The organism is Rouxiella sp. Mn2063 (assembly GCF_049319665.1).
GTDB lineage: Bacteria > Pseudomonadota > Gammaproteobacteria > Enterobacterales > Enterobacteriaceae > JBMOUD01.
The window spans coordinates 145,508-170,206 of record NZ_JBMOUD010000003.1; the positions used below are offsets into that span (position 1 = coordinate 145,508).

At 45.5% G+C, this 24,699-nt stretch carries 25 protein-coding genes and 5 tRNA genes; 12 read left to right on the forward strand and 18 right to left on the reverse strand.

Annotation, left to right across the window (positions count from 1 at the left end):
* Nucleotides 1–58 precede the first annotated feature (58 nt).
* Both hspQ and rlmI read right to left on the reverse strand, forming a co-directional pair.
* Nucleotides 59–376 (reverse strand): heat shock protein HspQ, encoded by a 318-nt coding sequence (hspQ, locus tag ACL9RG_RS06025; RefSeq protein WP_422791965.1) that lies wholly within the window; start codon nucleotides 374–376, stop codon nucleotides 59–61.
* A gap of 71 nt (nucleotides 377–447) precedes the next feature.
* Nucleotides 448–1,641, reverse strand: a complete 1,194-nt coding sequence (gene rlmI / locus ACL9RG_RS06030; protein WP_422791698.1) for a 23S rRNA (cytosine(1962)-C(5))-methyltransferase RlmI — start codon at nucleotides 1,639–1,641, stop codon at nucleotides 448–450.
* Between the two features lie 96 nt (nucleotides 1,642–1,737).
* Between rlmI and yccX the strand changes: the two genes are divergently transcribed.
* Nucleotides 1,738–2,016, forward strand: coding sequence for an acylphosphatase (yccX, locus tag ACL9RG_RS06035; RefSeq protein ID WP_422791699.1), 279 nt, complete (start codon nucleotides 1,738–1,740; stop codon nucleotides 2,014–2,016).
* Between the two features lie 35 nt (nucleotides 2,017–2,051).
* On the opposite strand, the gene tusE is transcribed toward yccX, so the two are convergent.
* A complete protein-coding gene (gene tusE / locus ACL9RG_RS06040) occupies nucleotides 2,052–2,381 on the reverse strand; it encodes a sulfurtransferase TusE (RefSeq protein WP_422791700.1) in 330 nt (109 codons plus the stop codon).
* A gap of 100 nt (nucleotides 2,382–2,481) precedes the next feature.
* Nucleotides 2,482–3,147 (reverse strand): FtsH protease modulator YccA, encoded by a 666-nt coding sequence (gene yccA, locus ACL9RG_RS06045; RefSeq protein ID WP_422791701.1) that lies wholly within the window; start codon nucleotides 3,145–3,147, stop codon nucleotides 2,482–2,484.
* 266 nt (nucleotides 3,148–3,413) lie between these two features.
* Here yccA and ACL9RG_RS06050 point away from each other — a divergent pair.
* A tRNA-Ser gene (locus tag ACL9RG_RS06050) sits at nucleotides 3,414–3,501 on the forward strand.
* A 130-nt stretch (nucleotides 3,502–3,631) separates the two neighbouring features.
* On the opposite strand, the gene ACL9RG_RS06055 is transcribed toward ACL9RG_RS06050, so the two are convergent.
* Nucleotides 3,632–4,408 (reverse strand): DeoR/GlpR family DNA-binding transcription regulator, encoded by a 777-nt coding sequence (locus ACL9RG_RS06055; RefSeq protein ID WP_422791702.1) that lies wholly within the window; start codon nucleotides 4,406–4,408, stop codon nucleotides 3,632–3,634.
* A gap of 204 nt (nucleotides 4,409–4,612) precedes the next feature.
* Between ACL9RG_RS06055 and ACL9RG_RS06060 the strand changes: the two genes are divergently transcribed.
* The gene (locus ACL9RG_RS06060; RefSeq protein WP_422791703.1) at nucleotides 4,613–5,953 is read left to right on the forward strand and encodes an aspartate aminotransferase family protein; all 1,341 of its coding nucleotides are present in this window, start codon (nucleotides 4,613–4,615) and stop codon (nucleotides 5,951–5,953) included.
* A gap of 56 nt (nucleotides 5,954–6,009) precedes the next feature.
* Here ACL9RG_RS06060 and ACL9RG_RS06065 read toward each other — a convergent pair whose 3' ends face one another.
* Complete coding sequence (locus tag ACL9RG_RS06065) at nucleotides 6,010–6,423, reverse strand: GyrI-like domain-containing protein (protein ID WP_422791704.1); 414 nt, start codon at nucleotides 6,421–6,423, stop codon at nucleotides 6,010–6,012.
* 313 nt (nucleotides 6,424–6,736) lie between these two features.
* Between ACL9RG_RS06065 and ACL9RG_RS06070 the strand changes: the two genes are divergently transcribed.
* Nucleotides 6,737–6,824: transfer RNA gene (locus ACL9RG_RS06070), tRNA-Ser, on the forward strand.
* 146 nt (nucleotides 6,825–6,970) lie between these two features.
* Here ACL9RG_RS06070 and ACL9RG_RS06075 read toward each other — a convergent pair.
* The gene (locus tag ACL9RG_RS06075; protein ID WP_422791705.1) at nucleotides 6,971–7,570 is read right to left on the reverse strand and encodes a cupin domain-containing protein; all 600 of its coding nucleotides are present in this window, start codon (nucleotides 7,568–7,570) and stop codon (nucleotides 6,971–6,973) included.
* Nucleotides 7,571–7,852: 282 nt separating this feature from the next.
* Here ACL9RG_RS06075 and osmE point away from each other — a divergent pair, with 282 nt between their 5' ends.
* A complete protein-coding gene (osmE, locus tag ACL9RG_RS06080; RefSeq protein WP_422791706.1) occupies nucleotides 7,853–8,185 on the forward strand; it encodes an osmotically-inducible lipoprotein OsmE in 333 nt (110 codons plus the stop codon).
* Nucleotides 8,186–8,261: 76 nt separating this feature from the next.
* On the opposite strand, the gene ACL9RG_RS06085 is transcribed toward osmE, so the two are convergent.
* From ACL9RG_RS06085 to rutA, 7 genes are all read right to left on the reverse strand, one after another.
* Nucleotides 8,262–9,989 carry a potassium/proton antiporter gene (locus ACL9RG_RS06085; protein ID WP_422791707.1) on the reverse strand — a complete coding sequence of 576 codons (1,728 nt, stop codon included), beginning with the start codon at nucleotides 9,987–9,989 and terminating at the stop codon, nucleotides 8,262–8,264.
* Nucleotides 9,990–10,622: 633 nt separating this feature from the next.
* Entirely contained in the window at nucleotides 10,623–11,174 is a 552-nt protein-coding gene (gene rutF / locus ACL9RG_RS06090) for an NADH-dependent FMN reductase RutF (RefSeq protein ID WP_422791708.1), read from the reverse strand.
* Nucleotides 11,175–11,212: 38 nt separating this feature from the next.
* Complete coding sequence (locus ACL9RG_RS06095) at nucleotides 11,213–11,803, reverse strand: malonic semialdehyde reductase (protein WP_422791709.1); 591 nt, start codon at nucleotides 11,801–11,803, stop codon at nucleotides 11,213–11,215.
* On the reverse strand, nucleotides 11,800–12,639 hold the full coding sequence (gene rutD / locus ACL9RG_RS06100) for a pyrimidine utilization protein D (RefSeq protein WP_422791710.1): 840 nt from the start codon (nucleotides 12,637–12,639) through the stop codon (nucleotides 11,800–11,802). Before rutD ends, ACL9RG_RS06095 begins: the two co-directional genes overlap by 4 nt.
* Nucleotides 12,640–12,670: 31 nt before the next feature.
* Complete coding sequence (rutC, locus tag ACL9RG_RS06105) at nucleotides 12,671–13,057, reverse strand: pyrimidine utilization protein C (protein WP_422791711.1); 387 nt, start codon at nucleotides 13,055–13,057, stop codon at nucleotides 12,671–12,673.
* Between the two features lie 11 nt (nucleotides 13,058–13,068).
* On the reverse strand, nucleotides 13,069–13,824 hold the full coding sequence (rutB, locus tag ACL9RG_RS06110) for a pyrimidine utilization protein B (protein ID WP_422791712.1): 756 nt from the start codon (nucleotides 13,822–13,824) through the stop codon (nucleotides 13,069–13,071).
* Nucleotides 13,824–14,924: a pyrimidine utilization protein A gene (gene rutA / locus ACL9RG_RS06115; protein ID WP_422791713.1), complete on the reverse strand. Its 1,101-nt coding sequence runs from the start codon at nucleotides 14,922–14,924 to the stop codon at nucleotides 13,824–13,826. Before rutA ends, rutB begins: the two co-directional genes overlap by 1 nt.
* Before the next feature lie 445 nt (nucleotides 14,925–15,369).
* On the opposite strand from rutA, the gene rutR reads away from it, so the two are divergent.
* Nucleotides 15,370–16,011, forward strand: a complete 642-nt coding sequence (gene rutR / locus ACL9RG_RS06120) for an HTH-type transcriptional regulator RutR (RefSeq protein WP_422791966.1) — start codon at nucleotides 15,370–15,372, stop codon at nucleotides 16,009–16,011.
* A gap of 100 nt (nucleotides 16,012–16,111) precedes the next feature.
* Here rutR and cycA read toward each other — a convergent pair whose 3' ends face one another.
* From cycA to ACL9RG_RS06140, 4 genes are all read right to left on the reverse strand, one after another.
* Nucleotides 16,112–17,509 (reverse strand): D-serine/D-alanine/glycine transporter, encoded by a 1,398-nt coding sequence (gene cycA, locus ACL9RG_RS06125; RefSeq protein WP_422791714.1) that lies wholly within the window; start codon nucleotides 17,507–17,509, stop codon nucleotides 16,112–16,114.
* 958 nt (nucleotides 17,510–18,467) lie between these two features.
* On the reverse strand, nucleotides 18,468–19,247 hold the full coding sequence (locus ACL9RG_RS06130) for a (S)-acetoin forming diacetyl reductase (protein ID WP_422791715.1): 780 nt from the start codon (nucleotides 19,245–19,247) through the stop codon (nucleotides 18,468–18,470).
* 335 nt (nucleotides 19,248–19,582) lie between these two features.
* Nucleotides 19,583–19,747 (reverse strand): hypothetical protein, encoded by a 165-nt coding sequence (locus ACL9RG_RS06135; RefSeq protein ID WP_422791716.1) that lies wholly within the window; start codon nucleotides 19,745–19,747, stop codon nucleotides 19,583–19,585.
* A gap of 140 nt (nucleotides 19,748–19,887) precedes the next feature.
* Nucleotides 19,888–20,112: a DUF2594 family protein gene (locus ACL9RG_RS06140; RefSeq protein ID WP_422791717.1), complete on the reverse strand. Its 225-nt coding sequence runs from the start codon at nucleotides 20,110–20,112 to the stop codon at nucleotides 19,888–19,890.
* Between the two features lie 832 nt (nucleotides 20,113–20,944).
* Between ACL9RG_RS06140 and uvrY the strand changes: the two genes are divergently transcribed.
* The 6 genes from uvrY to ACL9RG_RS06170 all read left to right on the forward strand — a co-directional run bounded on the left by uvrY (nucleotide 20,945) and on the right by ACL9RG_RS06170 (nucleotide 24,484).
* A complete protein-coding gene (uvrY, locus tag ACL9RG_RS06145; RefSeq protein WP_422791718.1) occupies nucleotides 20,945–21,601 on the forward strand; it encodes a UvrY/SirA/GacA family response regulator transcription factor in 657 nt (218 codons plus the stop codon).
* Nucleotides 21,573–23,429 (forward strand): excinuclease ABC subunit UvrC, encoded by a 1,857-nt coding sequence (uvrC, locus tag ACL9RG_RS06150; protein WP_422791719.1) that lies wholly within the window; start codon nucleotides 21,573–21,575, stop codon nucleotides 23,427–23,429. Before uvrY ends, uvrC begins: the two co-directional genes overlap by 29 nt.
* Before the next feature lie 57 nt (nucleotides 23,430–23,486).
* Nucleotides 23,487–24,035, forward strand: a complete 549-nt coding sequence (gene pgsA, locus ACL9RG_RS06155) for a CDP-diacylglycerol--glycerol-3-phosphate 3-phosphatidyltransferase (RefSeq protein ID WP_422791720.1) — start codon at nucleotides 23,487–23,489, stop codon at nucleotides 24,033–24,035.
* 147 nt (nucleotides 24,036–24,182) lie between these two features.
* Nucleotides 24,183–24,258: transfer RNA gene (locus ACL9RG_RS06160), tRNA-Gly, on the forward strand.
* 54 nt (nucleotides 24,259–24,312) lie between these two features.
* A tRNA-Cys gene (locus tag ACL9RG_RS06165) sits at nucleotides 24,313–24,386 on the forward strand.
* A gap of 11 nt (nucleotides 24,387–24,397) precedes the next feature.
* Nucleotides 24,398–24,484, forward strand: a tRNA-Leu gene (locus ACL9RG_RS06170).
* The last annotated feature ends 215 nt before the right edge of the window (nucleotides 24,485–24,699 follow it).

Below are 24,699 nucleotides of genomic sequence, written 5' to 3' on the forward strand. Positions count from 1 at the left end.
TAAAGAGCCGGTCATTAATGACCGGCTCTTTATATAAGGTACGATGATAGCCCGCTATTTAGTTACGTAAACGTGGTGCGAGCAACTGGTCACGAATTGATTCGGCCAGGTCATCTAATGAGCTTTGCTCTGGGTGCGGAATACGTGCTTCATGATCGATCTGCATCTCGGCTAGATAGGTGTGGATCGGCTGACCTTTGTCATCTTCCATCACCACATGATACCAAGGAGCAGCTCGCAGTGATTCATCGGCCGCGATTTCATCTAAATCGGGTTTTTCCAGAGAATATTCTGCATCAACATCAATGACTACTCCTAGGTAGCCTAGCAGTCTGTGCCGTACCTGCTGCCCAATACCATATTTGCTGGTAATCATCATGACCTCCTGAAAATAGCGCTTTAGAACGATATGGAGTCAATACACGCTATTTTCAAGTGATTGATGTGTCAGGCTGTCACTAAGCAGGCGAATCCTTTTAGATATAAGCCTTCTGGGTAAGAACCAATCACTGGGTGATCGGCAGCTTGACGGAACTGTTCAACGAATTGAATTTCGCGATGAGCATCCAATGCAGCATCAGCCAAAATTTTCTGGAACAAGTCGGTTGGCAGCAACCCAGAACACGAGAAACTTAACAAAATTCCGCCTGGGCGCAGCAGTTGCAATGCCAGCATATTGATATCTTTATATCCTCTGCAAGCGCTGGCCAACTGGTTCTTATTCTCTACGAATTTCGGTGGGTCCATCACGATCATATCGAACTTCACGCCATCAGCACGGTATTTGCGTAATAATTGGAAGACATCTTCCCGCACAAATTCAGCCTTGGCTAAATCAAGCTTATTAAGCTCGACATTCTGACGTGCAATATCCAACGCATCCTGTGAGGTATCAACGTTCGTCACTTTCTTACAGCCACCCATTAAGGCTGATACGGCAAATGCACCGGTGTAAGAGAAGCAGTTCAGTACGTCGCGGCCAGCAGCGTAATTGCGCGCGGCTAAACGACTATCACGTTGATCAAGATAGAACCCGGTTTTGTGGCCCTGTTTGATGTCAACGAGCAAGCTCATACCGTGTTCGGTGATAGGTAATAACGCCGGTGGTTCAGCACCGAATACATGACCTTGAGTCAGTTCCAGCCCTTCTTTTTTACGCACGGCAACATCGGAGCGATCGTAGATGGCGCATTCCGGGTAGCAATGTTGCAAGGCGCTAAGCAGAGCGGCACGTTGATATTCAGCACCCGCTGATAGCAATTGCAGCACCAAGTAATTTTGGAAACGGTCAATGGTGATCCCAGGCATGCCGTCAGATTCACCGGCGATAAGGCGGTAGCCATCCAGACCATCGCGCTTGGCTAACCAGTTACGCCAGCTCTGCGCTTGCTGTAAACGACGGATGAAGAAATCGATATTGATCTCTTCATCTTGATTAAATGTCCAGACGCGGGCACGGATTTGAGATTGCGGGGAGTAGGCACCGCGTGCCAACCATTTTCCCTGATTGTCTACAATATCAATAGTCTCGCCGGAGTTGGCTTTGCCTTCTACGCGTAACACCGCGCCAGAAAACACCCATGGGTGACGGCGTAGCAGGGATTTTTCACGGCCTTTGGCCAAATACAAACGTACTGTCATAAGATTAAATTCTGTCAGCCTGGAGCTAAAAAGAGCGATATTGTCCGGGCAAGTAGGGCAAATTGCAACGAAGCATACCGCGAATGGGAGATAATTATGTCGAAAGTTAGTATAGCCGCTTATGTCTACGGCAGAGTGCAGGGGGTGGGTTTCCGTTTTGCGACTCAACATCAGGCTAATGCATTGGCATTAGCGGGATATGCCAAAAACTTAGAGGATGGTAGTGTCGAAGTGGTTGCCTGCGGTGAGCAGGCGCAAATCGATAAATTACTGACGTGGTTGAAGCAAGGCGGCCCACAATACGCTAAGGTTGAACGGGTATTAACCGAACCTCGTGCAGTAAAAGATTTTGAGGGCTTCAGCATCCGCTATTAGACAAGTGAGTAAGCTAGCCTCTCAGGATTGCTGATTTAAATGCATTTTACTGGTTTTGGCAGACCAGCAATTTTTGTTGCTTGTTTGGCCGGGCCTTTAGGAAACAGACGGTAAAGGTAGCGGCTGTTGCCTTTCTCCTCACCATATTTTTTTGCCATCGCCTTCACTAACATACGAATAGCCGGTGAGGTATTAAATTCCAGATAAAAATCTCTGACGAAATGCACGACTTCCCAATGCGCTTCAGAAAGGCTAATTCCTTCTTGTTCAGCCAGAATAGGGGCTAAGCCTTCCTGCCAGTCAGCACTGTTTTTCAGATAACCTTGTGCATCAGTATCAATAATCTGACCCGCAAACTCCAACATACAACCTCAAATTACGCTTAATAAAGCGGGTATCTTAGCAAAAAAAACGGCACCACACAGGTGCCGTCAGAATTGATATGTAGCCTTATCTGCTGTTGTTCTAGTTGCTACGTGCAAATCCTAGAATACTCAGCAGGCTGACAAACACGTTGTACAGCGAGACATACAGGCTAACTGTCGCACGGATATAGTTAGTTTCACCGCCGTGGATAATATTACTGGTCTCCCACAAAATAGCACCGGCAGAGAACAGGATAAACAGCGCGCTGATCGCTAGTGACAGCGCTGGAATATGCAGGAACAGGTTAGCAATAACCGCCACCAGCAACACGACAAAACCAGCCATCATCATTCCAGAAAGGAAAGACATGTCTTTACGGGTAGTCAGTACATAAGCCGAACAGCAGAAGAACACCAGTGCCGTACCGCCTAACGCTAACATAATGATGTCACCGGCTCCGACTGACAATAGAGAACTGAGCAACGGGCCCAAGGTATATCCCATAAAACCTGTCAGCGCGAATGCAGCAAGAATACCGACTGGGCGGTCAGCAGTGCGATAAGTCAGGAACATCAGCCCATAAAAGCCGACCAAGGTAATTAACATCCCTGGAGAAGGCAGGTTCAATACGGTGCTAGCCGTTGCGGTAATGGCGGAGACACCCAACGTTAGCGCCAATAGGAAATAAGTATTACGCAGCACGCGGTGCGTACTTAACAGCGATTGCGCACGCGATGTAGTAGAAGAGGTGACGAAACGATCCATAGCTATCTCACTTATCAATATACGAGCGACGGAGAAAAAGAATAAATCAGATAGTAGATAGTTGCTTTGGGTGATTAAAGACGTTTTACCCTTCTTTACCCTATCAATGAAGGGGAGGTTAGGTTGTATCAGTACAAGCATGGCCAATTTCATGGGTTAAAAAACACCACAATGTCGATTTAATCATCACTTAAACCGTAAAAAGACATTTTTATTAAATCTGACTTTACAAGCGAATCGGGTATGACTATAGTTCGCTTCGTTACGGAGGAGTGGCCGAGTGGCTGAAGGCACCGGTCTTGAAAACCGGCGACGGGAAACCGTTCTAGAGTTCGAATCTCTACTCCTCCGCCAAATTCTAACCCCGAGCTTGTTATGAGCTCGGGGTTTTTGTTTTTGGTCCTTTTCAAGGCATCATTAGATAAAGCAAAGGCGGCATGATTGCCGCCTTTATCAATGAAACGCTTTATTCCTCTCTTAGCGCTTAGGCGAGAATAACCTCTGGCAGTACCGCTTGAAGCGCTTTAAGCGCCGGGCTCTCATCTGCAATAACATCAGTAATCAGCAACGAGATATCCGCAGGCAGCGCCCAAGTCACGCGGCTGGTGATACCCAATTTGCTGTGATCTGCCAAGATAAATAGCCTTTCTGCTTGTGAAACCATGGCACGGGCGATGGCCGCTTCTTGTGGTAAAAAACTGCTGGCGCCATTTTTAGCATCAATACCTACCGGAGAAATAATCGCAACATCCGCCCGGTAACGATAAATCTCGCCCACCGCCACCTCGCCACCCGTTTGTTCGCGAGCCGGTTGCATATTGCCGCCAATCAAAATCACCTGATGCGCCATCGTTTCTTGCTCTTCCGCTGCACTCAATCGCAGAGCGGCCTGAAGGCTGTTGGTGAGTATTGTCAGACCTGACATCGACCGCAACTCATCGGCCAATAGCGTCGTGGTGCTGCCGCCATCGATAAATACCGTTTGGCCAGATTTCAATTCTCTGACTGCGGCAGCGGCAATAGCCCGTTTTTCTTTCGCTAGCAAAGCGGCTCGAACTGTTAGTGGCGGCTCAGGCTGGGCATCTAGAGCAACTAATCCCCCGTGAACTCGGCGAATCAAGCCCATAGCTTCGAGTTCGATAATGTCACGACGAGCCGTCTCGCGGGAGATACCAAGTTCTTTGATAAGACGCTCAGTGCTGACTTGTTGCAGCGTACTGACCAGTGACTGGATGCGATGTAAACGGGTTTCGCGCAGCATGAGTTCTCCCTGTAATGGCTTCACAGTCTTTCGGGACTGCGGTTATGACGCTTACTTTACCCGATTTCATTGTGAATTTTATGTGCATTTTATTGTATTTGGGTTTTTTAGTGTTTTTTGTTTGACGGGTTCGTGATAGCTTGATGCATAGGGTCAAGATTTCGTTTCTAACGTTAAACCACAAGTTGGGGAAGGGGCATTCTTATGGCAACACGTTCTACTATTATGGATACCAATAGTTTTCGCAGCGAACATGCAGATGCGCTCAGTCCTGAGATCCGCAAACTGACCGATAAACGTAGCAAAGTCCTCGGGGAATCCTATCGACTTTTTTACCGTAATCCTGTGCATTTGGTTCGTGGCGAAGGCCAGTATCTATGGGATGCTGAAGGTAAAAAATATCTGGATGTGTACAACAATGTCGCCAGTATTGGTCACTGTCATCCTGCGGTGATTGAGGCCGTGAATCAGCAAATGAAATTGCTGAATACCCATACCCGCTATCTACATGAAGGCATCCTCGACTATACCGAGTCACTGCTGGAAACCATGCCCGCTGAAATCGACCGTGCCATGTATATGTGTACCGGTTCTGAGGCGAACGATTTGGCTATTCGCGTGGCGCGAGCCTGGAGCGGCGGTACCGGAATTATCGTGAGCCAAGAGGCATATCATGGTACCAGTGAATTAACATCTGGCGTGTCTCCGGCGCTGGGCAGCGGTCAGCCGCTAGCGGCAACCACGCGTTTAGTTTTACCTCCTGATGCGTATCGTGTCGCGGCCGAGGATTTAGGCGAATGGTTTGCCAATGAAATCCAAAAACAGATCGATGATATGGCTGCGAAGGGCATTAAGTTTGCTGGTTTTCTTGCCGACTCCATTTTTTCTTCTGACGGTGTGTTGCCAGGCCCGCGCGGTTTCTTGCAAAAAGCGGTTGATGTAGTACATAAAAATGGCGGGATTTTCATTGCCGATGAAGTTCAACCAGGCTTCGCCCGCACAGGAGATACCTTCTGGGGATTTGCTCGTCATGGTGTTATCCCTGACGTAGTAACGACCGGCAAGCCGATGGGCAATGGTATTCCAGTGTCAGGTTTGTTGGCTAAAAGTGATGTACTGGCTGCGTTTAGTGACCAAATCCCATATTTCAATACATTTGGTGGAAATCCAGTCGCTATGGCGGCCGCACAATCAGTGTTGAAAGTCATAAAAGAAGAACAGTTGCAGGAACATAGCCGTGTTGTTGGTGCACAGTTGCTGGCTGAATTGACCAAGCTGAAAGATAAGTATGAATGCGTGGGTGACGTACGTGGCGCCGGGTTATTTATCGGTTTTGAGCTAGTGAAAGACAAACAGAGCAAATCTCCGGATAAAACACTGGCGCTTGATTTGATCGAAGCATTGCGTAATGAATGTGTGCTGACTTCTGTCGCGGGCCCATATGGTAACGTACTTAAGCTACGCCCACCGATGGCATTCCAGGTTGGTGATATTGACTGGCTGGTGGGGGCGTTGGATCGTAGCCTCGCTAAACTAGGTCATTAATTCGTTATCTTCAAACGACTTTATTAAAGGGAGCTGGCTGATATCTGGCTCCTTTTTTATTCATCAAGAATGCCAATATGGATGTCAACGCCTTCAGGTCCATAGGCCTCAAAGTCAGTCAGAAAGCATCTTTTAATCGAGTGCTCTTCAAAATAACGCCAGATAAATGACCAGGTATCAATGATTGCGGCTGGCATCAGTTCCCTAGCTTTGAACACTAAATAGCGGCCTTCTTTAATTTCAATCCCGCTTTTTGCACCAATCCCCGCCGTGACATCAAATTGGCCCGTCACATCCGACTCGTAATTGGAATACACACCATAAAACGGTAGCGAAGGTGCGGTTGCAAAAAATTGCGACCATAAACCGGCTATTTTAGCGGTAGCAGGGTCAGACTCATCATGATTGTTGGTAGTTACGCTGTGGCCGGAGACAAAAAATGCGGCAATATGAACAGATGTAGGTTGCATGTTATTCCTTAATGCACGGCGCGCAGATATAGAGGATGAAGGTTATTTATCCATATGAATGGGGAGTGGATAACACACTGCTGATTAATTAATAGCATCTTTGTTTGAAATGTCATCACTCGACTCTCAAAGTCGCTTTAAAATTAAACAATGCTATAAAATCAACGAATTAGTATGAAAATACTGTTTGCATTATTATAAGCGTCTTGTATACTGCGCCTCGTTGTCACACAGGAGGAAACTTCAGTGGTAAGGATTAGAACAACGAAGCAGTAAATCATACAGGAGGTGTGATGTAGTAGAGTTGTTATGCGGAGGAGTGGCCGAGTGGCTGAAGGCACCGGTCTTGAAAACCGGCGACGGGAAACCGTTCTAGAGTTCGAATCTCTACTCCTCCGCCACTTCTACCGAATCAGCTTTTATTATCCCCTCAGCTTTTCCAATCGGTTTCTTTCTTTTTAGTTAAATTTCTATACTGTTCAAATAAGTCTCTTCTTGATCTTCTCTAATGTTTTCGTATTAGCGCTAACATCTGCTGGTCTACAACTTATTTACCGGTTTTACGCCATTCCCTCATCAATCCTTCAGAGTGACCAGTAACCGGATCACTAATAGGAAGGGGGACTTTGCTGACAGCACTCAACCTTAAGGCGAGTTTGGCCGGTTCATCATGGCAAAGATCGGCTTTAGTCTTGTCGGGATAAGCGCCAACCATCATAAAATCATCATCAGCTGAAATTTGTTTATGGCCGACACCCGCAGGGATCACCAGGACGTCACCGACTTGTACATTGATAATTTTGCCATTCTCGCCACCGAGTTGTAGCTTGGCAGAACCGGCGGATACGCCAAGAGCTTCATGCGTGTTTGAGTGAAAGTGAGTATAAGGATAAACGGTGTAGCGCCACTGCGGTGGCCAGCCGTTTGACTGGAAAATATGCTCGAGATAGCTTGCACTATCGGCCGCGCCTGGCGGAATAACATGATGGTAGATAATCACGGGTAATCGATTATTAGGAACGCCACCTTGCGGTTTTCCGGTATGAAGGATTTCCATCGCGATTTCCCTTGGTTCGGCCAGACTAAAACGAGGCAGCAATAGCATTAAACCCAAAAGGGTACAAAATTTGCGACGATCCAGATGCATGGTTACGGCTCCTTGTTATAAAACGCATATTAGCGAGGCAAACACTATATTCCTCACTTTTTCATATATAGAACAAAATGAGTGAAATATCACTCGATGGTTGATTTTGTTAAAAAATAACCTAATGGTATGTGTATGAAAAAGCGAGCGAGGGATAGAGGTAAATTGATCGGATAAAGCTGAATTACCCGCTGAATTAATAACTAAAACTGATGTTTTGTTGAAAATCTGCTTTTCTCTTCTAGTCTTAGAAGAACATAACGTACTTCTGGAGGAGAAGTAATGAATAAGAAAATGTTGGTTTTAGTTGCAGGTGCGGTTTCTGTCTTAGCTGGGTGTCAAACTTACGATCGTGCGGCAAGCTACGTGAAAGAGCCGGTAGTTAGTGATGTTAAAGTGGGTATGACGCGTGCACAGGTGCGTGCTATTGCTGGCCCACCGTCAACTGAAGCAACACTGATCCATGCGAAAGGGACTTGTCAGACCTTTGCTGTAGCCCCGCGTGATGGCAAAGTACAAACTTACTTCGTCAGCTTCAATGATACTGGCCACGTGATGAACAAAGGTTATCAGACCTGTTCTGATTACGATAAAGACCCGCAGGCAGCGAATTAACTGCTAATTGGTCGGTATAAAAAACCTGCCTAATATTTATTATCGGCAGGTTTTTTTGCAGGTTCTCATCTAATACTCAGGCGGCTTCTGTCATGATACGAACGCCAATTTTACTCACCTTGTTGTCATCCATCTCCGCAACTGTCCACGTCAAGCCATCCCACTCTACATGGTCGCCGATCACCGGCTCGCCGCCTAATACTTGAATGACGAAATGCCCAAGGCTAAGCGTTTTATCAATAGTCTCATCTAAATTGAGACCATAAATCTGTGAGATAGCATCCAGTGAGGCGTCTGCTTCAAGAATAAAGTCCCCAAAAAAGCGTTCATCGAATTGTACGGCGTTGCTGTCACTAAAGAGTTTTCCGAGTTCCGGGAGATCTTTTTCTTGCCCGATCACACACAGAATATCCCCTTCTTTTAATCGCGTACTACCGGTTGGGTGTAGCATTACCGTGCCGCGGAATAACGCTGCTATGCGAGTTTCATGTGGCATATGTAAATCGCGTAACGCCGCACCGACACACCATTTTTCTGAGCCTAATTGATAGATAAAGGTTTCCCACTTGCCGAAGGTATCGATATCCAACCCAACGCGGGACACCGGTGAAGGGGCGGGGGGGACGATCACTTTAGCTTTTTTCGCGGCGTAGCCTAATGATGTACCTTGTAATAACAGAGATACGAGCACAATAAAGAAAGCAACATTGAAATAAAGTTTTGCCTGCGGAATACCTGCCATCATTGGGAATACGGCTAGAATGACCGGCACCGCGCCGCGCAGTCCCACCCAGGAGATAAAGAAACGTTCTCGTAAAGTGAAGTTAGGGAAAGGCAACAAACCGATAAATACTGATAGTGGTCGAGCAAACAAGATCATCCACAGTGCTAGTACCAAGGCAGAAAGCGCTATCGGCATGAGTTCGCTAGGGGTTAACAGTAAGCCTAGTACCAAGAACATGCCTATCTGGCTTAACCAGGCTAATCCATCGAAGGTATGCATGATCCCGTGACGGTTACGTATTGGCAGATTGCCTAACACCAGGCCACACAAATAGACCGCCAGAATACCGCTGCCATCAAGAGCCACTGTTAAGGCAAAAATGAGTAATCCGCCGCTGAAAGCCAGTAAAGGATAAAGGCCGCTGGCCAGTGAAATACGATTAATCAACTGCAGTAATATCCATCCTCCCCCTAAGCCAAAGGCGATGCCTAAACCAAATTGGCGGATAACCTCAACCAGAAACATCCAACTAATGCCATGCTGGCCTTTGCCAATCATTTCAATCAAGGTAACGGTTAGAAATACAGCCATAGGGTCATTACTGCCGGATTCGATTTCCAGTGTGGCGCTAACACGCTCATTCACCCCTTTACCCCCGATCAATGAGAACACCGCGGCAGCATCAGTAGAGCCAATAATGGCACCGATCAACAGCCCCTGAATCAGGTCGATGTGAAATAACCAGGCAGCGGCTAATCCGGTGAGCCCGGCGGTGATCAATACACCAACGGTTGCAAGCGAAAGGGCGGGCCATAAGGCGACACGAAAGGATGAAGCTCGAGTGCGCATACCACCATCGAGTAAAATAACCGCCAACGCGAGGTTACTGACTAAATAGGCTGCGGGGTAATTATCAAAGGCAATACCACCAATGCCATCTACCCCTGCCAGCATGCCGATGGCGAGAAAGATAACTAAAATCGGGATACCCAGACGAGACGAGAACGAACTGAGCAGAATACTCGCTGCTACCAACAGGGCGCCTATGAAGAAAAGTGTGTTGATAGTACTTGCGTCCACTAATTCTATCTCCTGAATGATCGATGCTGGGAAGGCTAATCATGATGTCAATGATTAGAGGCTTAATTTAACAGGAAAATGTTAGCGCTGCCGTGACAATATTAGGATTTTACTCAAATTTATGGCGATAAAATGCTGAATAAATTGAGATATCTATCCCTGCGTAATGACTGAAAATATAAAGGGTTACTCGCATTAAATTTTTTGACAGGTTATTGACGATGAGTTGTCTTTGAACCAGAGAATACATCTTCTCGGAGATACTCAAGAAAAGAACCAGCGGCTAATTCGGACGGGTGGACTGAATAGCCGCTGGTGATCATCAAACTTTGATGAGCTAAGGAGAAACTGAGGTCGTCAGTTATTTATTAAATGCAGAATACATGCCAACTATTAGCATTCTTCGATTTTAATGGGATGTACTCAGTAAAATAGCCTCGAACGCATAGGCACTGCTCTCCATAAGTGGGAAAGTAGCCAAAGCTAAAGTAAGAATAGAAAGGTCTGTTGCACTAATTTAGGGCAAAGAGCCCAGAATGAAGGCAGCACTTGGCCTAGGAGAGGAGGGAAGTGAGGAATATCATTGGCAATAAAGTTTCTGCCAAAGGTATTCCTCATCTGTAATCGTTGGCTTTACGCTGTTTTTTGACGTTGCAGCGGGTGATATCCACGGTCAAAGTAGATTAATCCGTGGCTTTGAGTATTCGCGACTACAGCAACCACTTCACAAATCAAGATGTCATGAGTACCTACGCTGGTGGTTTGTGCAATGCGGCAATCGAAAGAGATTAGCGCATCGGTAAGCACTGGCGAAGAGGTAGCAAGCGTTGACCAATCGGCAGCAGCAAAGCGCTCTTCCATCGGCGTTTTACCGCCAAACAGATTGGAAAGAGATTGGTGGCCGTCAGAGAGAGTATTTACACACAGCACTTGGTTGGCTGCGAATACCGGATGGACAGAGGCTGAACGGTTCAGGCAAACCAGTAAGGTTGGCGGTGAGTCTGTCACACTGCATACTGCTGATGCGGTAAAGCCAGCTTGGCCTGCAGGGCCTTGAGTGGTGACAATATTAACGGCAGCGCCCAAGTGAGCCATTGCATCACGAAACACCTGCTTTTCTACGGATTGGGAGACGGGTTGTTGCACTGCTTGGGCTAATAACGTAGCCGCAATATTATCACTCATGTTTGTTCCTTTATTGTTTCTAATTCTGTTTTGTGCGCTTAGCCTAGTTGGCAGGCGCGGTCAAACGGCAGGCGTGGCAGCCTGTCATGGACTTTGCTGCTATCGCCATAGCCAATATTTATCAGCAGGTTAGATTTCCAACCGCTGTCTGCGAAAAATGCAGCGTCTACTTTTTCTCGATCAAAGCCGGACATTGGGCCAGTATCTAAACCGAGAGAACGTAGCGCAATGATCAAATAAGCCGCCTGTAAATTGACATTACGGAATGCAGTCTCATATGCCAAGTCCGCGCTGGAAGTAAACCAAGAGCGAGCGTCGGCATGAGGGAATAGCTCAGGCAGGGCTTCATAAAATTCTGGATCGTAGGCAACAATTGCCGTCACGGGTGCCGCTAAGGTTTTATCCAGGTTTCCAGCAGAAAGCGTGGGAGCGAGTTTTTGTTTGCCTTCTGGGCTGCGGACAAAGACCAGTCGCATTGGGCTACAGTTAGCTGATGTCGGCCCAAGTTTGGCAAGATCATAAGCCTGTTTCAGCAATTCATCGCTGACAGCACGCTCTTGCCAAGCATTATGAGTGTGAGCGTCGATAAAGATGCTCGCCAGTGCGCTGTCATTGAGTGGATGGGTCATGATAATTGCTCCGTTGATTGACTGACTGCCTGGTTTGTTTTTGGCACAAATCGTAGTAACCATGCTAGTAACAGTGGGTTGAACGTTTCGCTATCGGTCACGCTCATTGCATGCCCGCCGTAATCCATTTGCTGGTATTCGCCAAAGGGTAACGCCTGTGCTAATTGCACAGAACAGTGCCAAGGGACCAGCAAATCGTCTTTGCAACTGAATGCTAACGTAGGTGTTGTTATCTCGCTGAGTTCTTCGCTTAAATCTGAGAGCATCAACGCCTGTAAACGATGTAGCAAATTATCCTGCCCCTGGAAATGAGCGACCTGATGCTGACGCTCTTCTTCTAATAGTGTTTCATGCGCAGATAGCCAATCAGCCGGGTACAAAAAAAGTGGCTGAGCTTGTACATAAGCATCGACCCCGCTATTGAGCAGCAGAGATTGGCGTACTTCGAAGCAGCGGCGAGTTTGACTATCAAGCTTGATCCAGCCGTTGAGCACGATCAAGCTTTCCAGTAATGAAGGATAACGGCGAGCTAAATGCAGGCCGATAATTCCACCTAACGCATGACCAACTAAATGGCAGCGGTCAATTTGCAATTTTTTAAGCAAGTTGGCAAGTTCATCTGCCATATTTTCCATACTATAACTTTTTGGAATAACGCCTTGACTTGCCCCAGTGCCAAATTGGTCATAGATCACCACACGAAAATGTTCTGTTAACATGGGCAATTGTGGCAGCCAGAAACCATTAACGCCGCCTAATCCCGATGACAATACGATAGTTTGTGCATCGGGTGTTTGTTTGCCTAACACTTTGTAATATAAGTTACTATTGCTCATGACTGCTCCTGTGACAAAGAGATAACGTGTTTTATTTACCGATGTGGGCCACAGAGGCAATTTCAACTAAGGCTTCGGGTTTTACTAACCCGCACTGGATACAGTAGCGTGCGGGCTTTTCTCCGGGGAAGTATTCGGCATAGACTTGATTAATGGCGGCATAGTTATTCCAATCAGTGATGAAAATCGAGTTGAAGGTGACATCATCCATTGTGCCTCCTGCTGTCTCGATAACGTTTTTTATGGTTTCAAGTACATGGCGAGTTTGCGCCGCGGCATCACCTGGAAATACCACTTGGTTATGCTTATCAAAAGGTAACGTGCCCGATACATATACTATGCCGTCGGCTAAAGTGCCGGGTGAAAAGGGGGCAATCGGCACACCGCTACCGGCTGGGATGATGGCTTTTTTAGGCATAATTTTGATCCTTAAGCGGTTTGGGAGAGTGGTTGCGTATTCGTTGCTAGTGCTTCACAGAAACTATTGACGTTAGAGACCCAGCCAAAGAAGGTTTCGATATTATAAATGGCCGCTTTTTGTGCAAAATCTGGTCCAGCTTGATGAGTGGCGTCTTCAAGTACTACGCCGAAATATTCGAGGAAAAAGCCGTCGCGTAAGGTTGATTCCACGCAAACATTGGTGGCGATACCCGTAAAGATTAAATGATGGATGCCATAGCTGCGCAGCAGGCTATCAAGTTGAGTATTAAAGAACCCGCTGTAGCGTGGCTTTGACAGCACAATATCGCCAGGTTGTGGCTGTAGTTCATCAACTAAATCGTAATCCCAATCACCTTTAGCCAGCAGCTTGCCCATGAGTTCTGGACGTTTGCGCATCGTTTTTAGTGCATTGGATTTATGGAAGTTTGGTGAGCCTTCCCCCCCAGCTTCAACATATTGGTTATCCCAGCCATTTTGGAAAAAAATCACTTTAATCCCCGCCGCGCGGGCGGCGGTAATAGCGCGTTTGATATTGTGAATTACCGGGCCTGTCGCAGACACATCAAAGCCAGCTAAATCCAAATAGCCGCCTGGGGAAGCATAAGCATTTTGCATATCAATAACGATCAGTGCCGTCTGTTGAGGTGAAAAGGCTAAGGCTTCTGGCCGTGATGCTAAAATAACTTCTTCATCTTGATATCCGGCATTTCGGCGAACAATGGATTGAGTTTGTACATTTTTCATCAGGCGACCTCTTTTTCAATCGGCATGTCGGTTAATAGATGTTGGCGAGTTGTCATGAGCGGCTGAATGTATTTGCCGAAATTCTCTATACCCATGACGAAATCATCAAACGTCAGCAATACGCCCTCAGTACCGGGGACGGTAGCAATTTGGTCCAGCATGTTGGCAACATTGGCGTAGGAACCCACCAGCGTACCCATATTGATATTAACGGCGGAGGTTGGGTCTGCCATTTGGCGCACGTTAGTGTCAGCACCCGACGTTTTGTCTTTGCTACTTTGATCGGTTAACCAGGCCAGCGCTTCGGTATCAGCTCCTTGTTTATAGCGTTCCCATTTTTCGCGAGCGGCGTCATCACTTTCGTCAGCAATCACCATAAACAGGACGTAGGAGGCGACATGCCGGCCTTCAGCATCGGCGGCACTTTTCATTCGGGCGGCTGTTGTTGCAAATGCCGTAGGTGTATTCACGCCTTTGCCAAAGCAGAAATTGTAATCAGCGTGTTTGGCGGAGAATGCCATGCCTGCGTCGCTTTGCCCGGCGCAGATCACTTTCATTTCTGCCTGCGGGCGCGGGCTGACACGGCAATCATCCATCTGGAAGAATTCCCCCTGCCGATTGCAGTGGCCGGTTCCCCATAAATCGCGTAAGACGTTGACGTATTCCGTCAGATAGTCGTAGCGGCGACTAAAATATTCATCTCCTGGCCACATTCCCATCTGTTCGTATTCTGGTTTTTGCCAGCCGGTGACAACATTAACGCCAAAACGTCCATGAGAAATGGAGTCGATAGTGGCGGCCATACGCGCGACGATAGCCGGCGGCATTACCAGCGTTGCTGCAGTTGCATAGAGTTTGATTTTAGAGGTTACCGCTGCCAGACCTGCCATCAGCGTAAATGACTCCATATTGTGTTCCCAAAATTCGGTTTTGCCACCGAAGCCGCGAAGTTTGATCATCGATAAAGCGAAATCAAACTGATAGTGCTCGGCTCTCTGTACGATGGTTTTATTCAGTTCAAACGTTGGTTGGTACTGTGGCGCGGTAGAGGAAATCAACCAGCCATTATTGCCAATTGGGATGAATACACCGATTTTCATTTCACACCTCATTCAGTATTGCGATGCTATCGACCTGTAGAATGATCTGCGGGCGACAGAAGCTAACGGAAAGATTGCGCAACTTGAGTGCATCCTGCGGGGTCCAAATTGCGTTGCGCTAAATATATGTTTGCAAATGGAGTGCCAATTTTAAAATATCTTTATTTATCAAATTATTATTTATTTTTTTCTTTTTTAAATAGAGTGAATGGTCTATTTCGGACCAAATGGTAAAAACAAATGCACAAAAACTAGGCGGTGTTGAACGTAAATGGTGCGCAATCGCAAATGCACTGCCAAGGTCAGTGGGAATGTAGCGGGGAGATGATTGGCGTGGTGGGCGATCCACGCATTTGTTATGATTTTATTCAGATGATGATTAATGGGGGAGAGGCATTTGACGAGTCAGGCAAGGCGGGGAACAGTCGATTTACATAGTAAAGAGATAGAGTCGAGTCATAAAAAATCGGCGACACGTCGTTCTCGAGCGGTGGCGGCAAAACGTCAGGTTATTATGGCTGCTGCATTAGAATACTTCTCTTTATATGGTATTCATGGCACGCGTTTAGACCAGGTTGCCGAGCGAGCGGATGTATCTAAAACTAATCTTCTTTACTACTTTCCCTCTAAAGAAGCGCTTTATATCGCCGTTTTAAAAGATATTCTTGATGTTTGGCTGGCGCCTTTAAGAGCCTTCCACGCTGACCAACAGCCCCTTGATGCTATCCGTGAATATATTCGGTTGAAATTGGGCGTTTCCCGCGATCACCCACAAGCCTCGCGTTTATTTTGCATGGAAATGCTGCAAGGCGCGGCCCTGTTGAAACAAGAGCTAGGAGGCGATCTTAAACAGCTGGTGGAGGATAAATCAGCTATTATCCGTGGGTGGATTAAGGCGGGATTGATTGCGCCGGTTGAACCATTGCATTTAATTTTTATGCTATGGGCAACCACACAACACTATGCTGATTTCAGTGTGCAAATAGAGGCTATTACTGGCTGTACTCTCGATAATGACGACTTTTTTGAGCAGACAGTGACCACCATTCAGCACATTATTATCGAAGGCTTAACGCTGCGCGATTGAGCGTATCAGCAAAGATAGCGTTGCAAACATCGAGGGAGGTTATGTGTATAAATGGTCACATAAACCTCCCTCGTTTGTCAGTGGGGTTTGTCAAACAACACTAAGCTCGACGGTTTCTGCAGCGAAGCCAGTAACCGATACCTAAAATCACAAACCACAATGGCGTGACCATCAGCGCTTGGCGCGTATCAGGGCGTAAGGTAAGCAGAACTAAAACGCCAGCAAAGAAGGCCAAACATACCCAACACATCACAATCCCCAGCGGCATTTTATAAATAGATGCGGCGTGTAGCTGTGGACGTTTACGACGGTAAACCAAATAAGAGCTGAGGATAATGCTCCAGACAAACATGAACAGGATCGCTGACACCGTGGTTACCATCGTAAAGACGGTAATCACATTAGGGATCAGATAGATCAGGACTACGCCACCGAGTAAACAGATACACGAGAACATCAGGCCATTAGAGGGAACGGCGCGTGATGATAGTTTACCGAATGATTTAGGTGCATTACCTTCTTGTGCCAGACCAAACAGCATGCGGCTGGTAGAGAATACGCCACTGTTCGCTGAAGATGCCGCTGAGGTTAAGACAACAAAGTTGATGATACTTGCCGCGGCAGGTAAACCGGCCAAAACAAACAATTCAACAAATGGGCTCTTGTCGGCAACGACTGAACCCCAAGGCGTAACGGACATAATCATGATCAGTGAAAACACGTAGAACATGATAATACGCAGTGGGATGGCATTGATTGCACGCGGTAAGGATTTGTTAGGATCGCTGGTCTCAGCCGCCGTAGTACCGACGAGTTCAATACCGACAAATGCGAAGATGGCTATCTGGAAACCGGCGAAAAATCCGCTAATTCCTTTCGGGAAGAAGCCGCCATCATTCCATAGATTACTGAAAGAAGCTACGCTGCCGCCAGGCGTCTTGAAGTGGTAAAGCACCATGACTAAGCCCGCAATGATCAGGGCAATAATGGCAACGATTTTAATCATCGCAAACCAAAATTCCATTTCCCCAAACATTTTCACTGTAGCGAGATTAAGACTAAGTAATACTAATACACAAGCAAGTGACGCAACCCAAACCGAAAGGTCAGGGAACCAAAATTGCGCATAGGCACTAATGGCGACGACATCCGCAATACCGGTAACCACCCAGCAAAACCAGTAGGTCCAGCCTGTAAAGTAACCAGCCCAAGGGCCAAGTAAATCGGCAGCAAAGTCACTAAAGGATTTGTATTCCAGGTTCGACAGCAATAGTTCACCCATCGCTCTCATCACGAAGAACAGCATAAAACCGATGATCATATAAACGAAAATGATCGACGGTCCTGCGAGGCTGATCGTTTTACCAGAGCCCATAAATAGGCCGGTACCTATTGCGCCTCCGATGGCGATAAGCTGGATATGCCGGTTAGTGAGGTGACGTCGCAGACTGTCGGTGCCCTCACTACTGTCTGGTGAGGTTTTTGGCTCTTCTTGCATATTTTATCGTTTCCTGTCTGTTTTCATTTGTGGGCTCTATAGCTGGCCCATTTCATTTATCGCGGTATCTGAACGGGAGTACAGCGAATTGATGTAATCATAATGTTAAAAACCGGTTTGATTGCAATCAGTAAAAAGAATTAAATCACAGCGAATGTATAATAATTTTTACATAATAGACAGGTTGAACATTAATTAATCAAATATTGATAAGGTCGGAGGGATAATATCATTTTAAGTTGTGACTAGTATCACAAGAATGAATTGGAGAGAAATATTTTCCAAACGGGTAGAGGTCATTAATGAATCGGCGAATAATTTATTAACCGGGTCATTAGATCCATTGGTTAAGTCACAGGATTTTAATCATTGGTTGGCGTTCGAACATTGCTCAATTCAGCAACGAGTCGATTAATAACGATTCACTCATTAAGCTTTTAATAGCATCATATTTTGCACTTAGCAATCCAGCTATAATAATATCGATAATAACAATATAATTATAATTGTTATTAAATGTAAATTTGATGGGTTTTGTATTTCATTGGCGAACAAATAGAAGACTGTGAATAAAAAGCTATCCAACGATAGTGTAAAGAAAAGATGCCTTATCTCACTAGAGAGACTAGTCAGCTAGAGAGATAAGGCGGCCAAAAGTAGCCTAAGCAACACCAACGTATTAGATATGCATAACGATACGATACGTAGCGTTGTCTGTAAATGAAAAAATCAATTTAAGTGGGATTTTCTTTAGTTAAGTAAGTCGGAGGCGAATGAGGTTATTTTTTTTGTATTATAAACAATGGGTTGGGTTTTATGGCGTGGAGCTTGAGAAGATGCCCCGCAGTAGGATACGGGGCAGGGTATTTATATCTGTCATACTTGGAGTTGCTTCTGCGCTGGCTTTGCTCATTTGTCGCCTCGAGGCAACTCTAATGATTTGGGGTATGTACCTTGGTTATTTGAAGACCATCCCACCATCGATTAGCAACGCTTGACCGGTCATATAATTTGAATCAGGGCCAGCCAGGAAGGAGACACAAGCTGAGACATCTTCAGGTTCCGACAATCTTCCCAGCGTAATATTTTTGGCAAACTCTTTTGTTCCATAACCAACGGGTTGGCCAGCTGCAGCGGAAACTTGGCGATCGATCTCTTCCCACATTGGTGTTTTTACTATACCCGGGCAGTATGCATTAACGGTGATCCCTAGGCTGGCAAGATCGCGAGCAGCTGTTTGCGTAAGACCGCGAACGGCAAACTTACTTGAACTGTATACAGCAAGTTCGGGATTACCTACATGTCCGGCTTGCGAAGAAGCGTTAATGATCTTCCCGCCATGGCCAAGAGATTTAAAGGCTTTTACTGCTGCTTGAATACCCCAGATAACACCTTTCACGTTGATGTTATAAACTTTGTCGACAATTTCTGGGGTGATATCTTCTATCAATGTTGTTGGTGCAATACCCGCATTATTGACGATAACATCGAAGCCACCGAACTGGTTTTTTGTTTCTTCTACTGCAGCAAATACTTGATCACGGTCAGATACGTCAGCGACCAATGCTATCGCTCGCCCGCCGTTATGATTAATTTCTTCCGCAACCTGTTTGGCCGTTTCTCTATTGAAATCTACAACAGCAACCGAGAAGCCATCTTGAGCGAGACGTAAAGCTATCGCTTTGCCTATACCTTGCCCTGCACCTGTGACCAGAGCCACTTTTCCATTAATAGACATAGTTATCCTCTTATTTTAAATAATGCTTACCCAGTTTTTTTTATGAATGCTTGCTAACTACCATAGGCCTAATAATAAGAATTATCCATTAGGTAATCTTTAATAAAATACTTTTAAGCACATTTTGGTAAGAGTAATTAAAACATATAAAAATGAATTAATTTAATGTCGGTATTATTATAATTAGTTAATAAAATTATCGTTTTCATTGCATTAACATATTGCAAACATTAACTCGCAATTATTAACTTCATGGTTGTGTTTTTTGGTAAATTGCCACCGCAATAAAGAACGGTGGCTCATTGTTGGCGTTCATTTATAGTTATCTTTATGATTTATCTATGTTTGGCGTTTTTTGCATCTTCCGCTTCTTGCTTCGCCTGAGCGGCTATTTTCTCAAGTTCTGCTTCGGTTAACTGATCTGCGACTTTACGTAATTCACTTAGGCCATCATTTATATGAACCTTATCCGCTCGCGTTGTGTTGTCTTGATTACTCATTGTATTGCACTCCTATCATGGGATACGAATATCAATAATAGCAGGAATGATATTAATTTATGGTGCAATTAAGGTTTCGTTGTTGAATTGATGATTGAGAGGTGAAGGAAAGCCTGCCGACAACAGGCTTAACAAAAAATTTATTTTAGGTAGCCTGATTTTATTTGGCGCAACGTCTCTTTGAAAATGGCAGTTTGTTGTTCATCTTCAATCTCAGAGGATAATTTTTCCATATTAAGGACAACTTTGCCGGCATCAACCTGACCGATTGCTCTTAATATTAAGGTCAGTGTTGCCTTAAGACAGGCGACTTCTGTTGCCAGGGTTTCAACGTCAGGCTGTGTGGTGAACTCACGTAAACTCATTTTTAACTCCTATCTTGACTGCCGTTAACAGTCGTAAATCATGGTGGCAAAAAATTTTATGCGGATGCTGCGCCCTGCAGATACTACAGGTTAAAGTAGCCGCTATAGTATCACAGTCAAAACTACCGTGGCGAAATCTGGACGGTAAGCTAATACGTCAATTTCTCAATGTACTCGCTTTGAAAATGTACAAACAGAGGCAAGGGAAAGTTCATTATTTAATCCCTTGGGAATATTCTTGGTATTTTTAGCATGTTGTGGATGTTTTGTCGTTTTCAGACGGCAATTCCATTTTTTACCAGTAAAAATGGATGTTTACTTAAGAGACTGTATCATTACTGTTGCACCTTTAGTGCTATGGTATAATTCGCTTTTTAGTTGCAAACCAAGAATTTTTACCCATAATCTGAATGGGTTGGAATTTATATTTTACATTTTTGTCTCTAGGGTTTGTAACCTCAGCGCTTGGTTAAAATCACTACGATGAAGTAAAATAGCATGGTTAAAATAAAAGAATTTCTGCATACCCTAAATAATTGAAGCAGCATCTAGATGGCAAGTGGAGAGGCTTACTCAGGTAAGCGATCGGGCTTAGTGAACAGCGCCAACCAAGATGTAGCGACGAATGTTATGGGTGTATAACGTTGTTATTTATCCACCGTCATGTTTTCTGCATTGGCAGAACGGCCTGTTTTTGCCATCTACTAATTATGCAAACATTGCCCGCAAGCAAGATTTCAAGTGTGTTAGGTTGATGTAAAATATGTAAACTTTTACGTGGCACTTGATAACAATACGGGCATATGACGCACTGAACTTTGGAGATTTCTCTTTGATTAGCGTTCTTCTTGTTGATGACCACGAACTGGTGCGCGCAGGGATTCGACGCATTTTAGAGGATATCAAAGGCATTAAAGTTGTTGGTGAAGCCCAATGCGGCGAAGATGCTGTCAAGTGGTGTCGCAGCAATGACGCCGATATTGTCTTGATGGACATGAATATGCCGGGTATTGGTGGATTAGAAGCAACAAAGAAAATTGTTCGCTTCAAGCCAGATGTGAAAATAATCATGTTGACTATTTATACTGAAAACCCCTTACCAGCCAAAGTTATGCAGGCTGGGGCATCTGGTTATCTTAGTAAAGGCGCTGCACCACAAGAAGTCGTTAACGCGATTCGACTCGTAGATTCTGGCCAGCGTTACATTGCCTCTGATATCGCACAGCAAATGGCACTCAGCCAGATCGAGCCTCAATCAGAAACGCCTTTCGATTCTTTATCAGAGCGCGAACTACAAATCATGCTGATGATAACCAAAGGCCAGAAAGTGAATGAAATTTCTGAGCAACTGAACTTGAGTCCAAAGACAGTTAACAGTTATCGTTATAGAATGTTCACTAAATTAAACATCAGCGGTGACGTAGAATTGACGCATTTAGCAATCCGCCACGGCCTTTACAATGCGGAGACCTTATCTGGCAGTGAATGATGAGCGTTTTGACCCGAAAATCTTTTTAAAAACAGTGACCAGTCAGCCTGGTGTTTACAGGATGTATGACGCATCTGAAACGGTCATCTACGTTGGCAAAGCCAAGGATCTTAAAAAGCGGTTATCAAGCTATTTTCGTGTTCAGGTTTCCAGTCGCAAGACAGAAACGCTGGTCAAAAATATCGCACAAATTGATGTGACCGTTACACATACGGAAACCGAAGCGCTGTTATTAGAGCATAATTACATTAAGCTTTATCAGCCGCGTTATAACGTGTTGTTGCGTGACGATAAGTCTTATCCGCTCATCTTTCTGAGTGCTGATGATCATCCTCGTTTGGCAATCCATCGTGGTGCTAAACACGCCAAAGGTGAATATTTTGGCCCCTTTCCTAATTCATATGCCGTCAGGGAAACATTAACCCTGCTACAAAAACTTTTCCCAATTCGTCAGTGTGAAAACAGCGTTTATCGCAACCGTTCACGTCCTTGCTTGCAATATCAGATAGGCCGTTGCTTAGGGCCTTGTGTTGCTGGTTTAGTGAGCGAAGACGAGTATAAACAGCAGGTTGAGTATGTTCGCCTATTTCTTGCTGGCAAAGATCAGCAAGTTGTTTCTCAACTGGTTGAAAGAATGGAAAAGGCTAGCGGTGAGTTGCGTTTTGAGGACGCTGGACGTTTTCGCGATCAAATTCAGGCTGTACGTCGGGTCACTGAACGCCAGTTTGTCACCGGTGACAGCGAAGATTTGGATGTTATTGGCGTCGCTTTTGAATCAGGCATGGCGTGTTTACATGTTTTATTTATTCGCCAAGGTAAAGTACTAGGTAGCCGCAGCTATTACCCCAAAATTCCTGGTGGCACAGAGTTGGGTGAGGTTGTACAGACTTTTGTGGGCCAGTTTTATCTTCAGGGCAGTCAAGCTCGAACCTTACCAGGCGAAATTCTGCTGGACTTCAATTTGCCAGAGAAAGAACTATTAGCAGAATCTCTTAGTGAGATGGCTGGCCGAAAAGTGCAGATTCAAAGCAAACCTCGTGGCGATCGCGCTCGTTATCTTAAATTGGCTCGTACCAACGCATCAACTGCGTTAACGACAAAATTATCTCAGCAATCTACTATTCATCAGCGTATGGCTGAATTGTCCAAGACATTGAAGCTTTCAGATATCAACCGAATGGAATGTTTTGATATCAGTCATACGATGGGCGAGCAAACCGTGGCATCTTGCGTAGTGTTTGACGCAAATGGGCCGGTTCGCTCAGAGTATCGTCGTTATAATATTACTGGCATCACGCCAGGGGATGATTATGCGGCTATGGCCCAAGTACTCTCTAGGCGCTACGGTAAAGCTCTAGAAGAGCAAAAGATTCCTGATGTGATCTTTATCGACGGCGGTAAAGGGCAACTCGGTATGGCTATCGATGTGTTTAAAGGATTAGACGTTACCTGGGATAAATCTAAACCACTGTTGATAGGTATTGCCAAAGGAGCCGATCGTAAAGCCGGACTTGAGACGCTATTTTTTGTTCCTGAAGGTGAGGGGATTGCTTTGCCATCTGATTCACCTGCGCTGCATGTGATCCAGCACATTCGTGATGATTCTCATAATCATGCGATTACAGGACACCGGCAGCGACGAGCAAAAGTACGCAATACTAGCGCACTAGAGGAAATAGAAGGTGTTGGGCCAAAGCGGCGACAAGTGCTACTTAAATACATGGGGGGCATTCAACCTTTGTTGAATGCCAGTGTTGAGGAGATTGCAAATGTTCCTGGTATTTCGCACGCATTAGCAGAAAAGATCCATAATGCGTTGAAACACTGAGGTCGTTGTAGCAACATACTCATAAATTATACACCTGACAGACAGTTAACGACGCTAATGCAATTTAATATACCGACGTGCCTTACCTTGTTTCGTGTCGCAATGATCCCATTTTTTGTGTTGGCATTTTACTTGCCGTACGAATGGGCACCCATGGCATGCGCGCTTATCTTTGTATTTGCGGCGATTACCGATTGGTTCGATGGTTATCTCGCGCGCCGCCTTAAGCAAACGACGCGTTTTGGCGCGTTTCTTGATCCCGTAGCAGATAAAGTGCTTGTTGCTATTGCCTTAGTGCTAGTAGCAGAACATTTTCATGCTTGGTGGATTACGTTACCGGCTGCCACCATGATTGCGCGAGAAATTATTATCTCAGCGTTGCGTGAATGGATGGCAGAAATCGGTAAACGTAGCAGTGTGGCTGTATCCTGGATTGGCAAAGTCAAAACAACAGCACAAATGTTGTCTCTTTTTGCCCTGTTGTGGCGTCCTAATGATATTGCAGTAGTCGTTGGTGTCATTGCATTGTACGTTGCAGCGGTGTTGACGTTCTGGTCAATGTTCCAATATTTAAGCGCTGCACGCGATGATTTGCTGGAACCTTGATCAAAGTGAGTTAAAAAACGGCAAACGATCTATTTGCGACAATAATTTTATTGACTCATTGTCTCAGGTAAGTAGAATGCAACGCATCGAGAGGCACTGAGGTTTACGCCTTAAGATAAGTAAAAAAATCAGCAAGTTCTGATTAGTGCGGGAATAGCTCAGTTGGTAGAGCACGACCTTGCCAAGGTCGGGGTCGCGAGTTCGAGTCTCGTTTCCCGCTCCAAATTTAGTTAGAAGATAGTAATATCGTCTAATAGTAAGATTAGTAAAGATTTAAGGCGCGTTAACAAAGCGGTTATGTAGCGGATTGCAAATCCGCCTAGTCCGGTTCGACTCCGGAACGCGCCTCCAATTTTCCCGGAGCCCGGGTGGTGGAATCGGTAGACACAAGGGATTTAAAATCCCTCGGCGTTCGCGCTGTACGAGTTCAAGTCTCGTCCCGGGTACCATGGAAAATTGTCTGAATAATCAAAAGCAATAATGTAGTAATGTCGTTATGCCACCTTCGGGTGGTTTTTTTGTTTTTGTACTAATCAACCAAAATTCTATGTTGCTTTGTTCTTGAGCCCGATAATAAATAATGAGGGCCAAGGGAAGAATCATTCTGGTCGCCGTATCCATAGATGATACAACCAGAGACTACACCCATAACCCGCCCACTGAC